The sequence below is a fragment of the Streptomyces sp. NPDC002476 genome (genome assembly GCF_042889785.1).
In the GTDB taxonomy this organism is placed as follows: Bacteria; Actinomycetota; Actinomycetes; order Streptomycetales; family Streptomycetaceae; genus Streptomyces.
Genome location: NZ_JBIARH010000003.1, coordinates 65882 through 67555 on the forward strand (window position 1 = coordinate 65882; position 1674 = coordinate 67555).

1 pseudogene is annotated in these 1674 nt (G+C 74.8%); it reads left to right on the forward strand.

Annotated features, from left to right (window positions below):
* Positions 1-99: 99 nt before the first annotated feature.
* Positions 100-1509 (forward strand): annotated as a pseudogene (locus ACFYXM_RS04180) (ricin-type beta-trefoil lectin domain protein); the annotation flags it as partial.
* Positions 1510-1674 lie beyond the last annotated feature (165 nt).

Below are 1674 nucleotides of genomic sequence, written 5' to 3' on the forward strand. Positions count from 1 at the left end.
CCCCCGGGGGGGGGGCGGGGGGGGGGGGGGCGGGGGGGGGGCGGGGGGGGGGGGGGGGGGGGGGCGGGGGGGGGGGGGGGGGCGGCCCGCCCCCCCCCCGGCACCGCCGCATCCACCCCCCTCTCCCCGGAACTGGAGGCCGTCCGGGCCGCCGAGGCCGTCGAGCTGTACGGCGACCCGGCCGAGCGCCCGCTCGCCGAGCGCAGGACCGGACTGATCTCGCTCGGCGACAGCGAGATCTCCGGCGAGGGCGTCGGCACGTACGAGTCGGGCACCAACGGCCCCGACAACTGGTGTCACCGCTCGCCCGACTCCGCCATCCACCGCACCGGCATCGCGGCCGACGTCACGTACAACGTCGCCTGCTCGGGCGCGTACACGGGCAACATCGTCATCGGCGGGTCGAAGCAGTACGCCGACGAACTCGTGCAGAGCGACAACCTCGCCATCAAGGCCCGCAACACCCGTATCAAGATGATCCTGCTGGTCGCCGGGGCCAACGACGACCTCCAGTTCGGCCCGGTCATGACCGACTGCGTCGAGCGCTGGGTCCTCTCCAAGGGCACCTGCCGGCCGACGTACGAGGGCGGCTGGCAGGCCCGCGTCGACGGACTCGTCCCCAAGGTCGAGAAGACGGTGCGCGACCTGCGGACCGTCATGTCCGGCGCCGGGTACCGCGACAGCGACTACAAGCTCGTGGTCATGGGATACCCGAGCCCGATCGGCCCCGACTTCTACGACAACCCGGACTTCCCCGGCAAGCTGCCCGGAGGCTGCGCCGGTTACGACTCCGACGCCGCCTGGGGCCGCAACGTCGCCGTGCCCGCCTTCGAGCGCGGCATGCGGAAGGTCGCGACCGACACCGGGGCCGTCTACCTCGACAACTCGCGGCTGTTCCACGGCCACGAGGTGTGCAGCGAGAACACCTGGGCCCGCGGTCTGTACATCGACCTGGGGCACTTCCCGCCGGACGCCAACTCCGTCCGGCAGTCCTTCCACCCGAACGCGCGCGGCCACGCCGCCTTCGCCTCCTGCCTGACCCAGCTCTACGACTCGGGTCTGCGCGAGGCGAGCTGCGCCGACCCGGCCGGCACCGGGAAACCGGTGCTCCAGCCGGTGGCGTGGGACGACGTCTTCGAGCCCCTGAAGAACCAGGCCACGGGGACCTGCGTGGACGTACCCGCCTCGGTGACCCGCAACGACACCACGATCGCGGGCTGGGAGTGCCACGGCGGCCGCAACCAGGGCTGGTGGTACGACTCCGGTACGAAGACCCTGCGCACGGAGCTGAGCCACGACCGCTGCCTGGACGTGCCGGCCGCCGACTACAAGGCGGGCACCCGGCTCATCCTGTGGGACTGCTCGGGCGCGGCCAACCAGCGGTTCGTCGAGGAGGCGGGCACCCTGCGCCCGGCCGCCGCGACGGGGCTCTGCCTGACGCTCGCGTCGGCCAGGGACACGCTGCGGCTGCAGAACTGCGACGGGAGCGCGAACCAGCGGTTCGCGTGACGCCGTGAGGCGATGACGCCGTGACGCGATGACAGCGGCGGGAGGGGTGGGGGGGGGGGGGGCCCCCCCCCCCCCCCCCCGGGGGCCCCCCGCCCGCCCCCCCCCCGCGGGGCGCGCCGGCGCCCCCGCCCCCCCGGGGGGCACCCCCGGGCCCCCCCGCAGTCA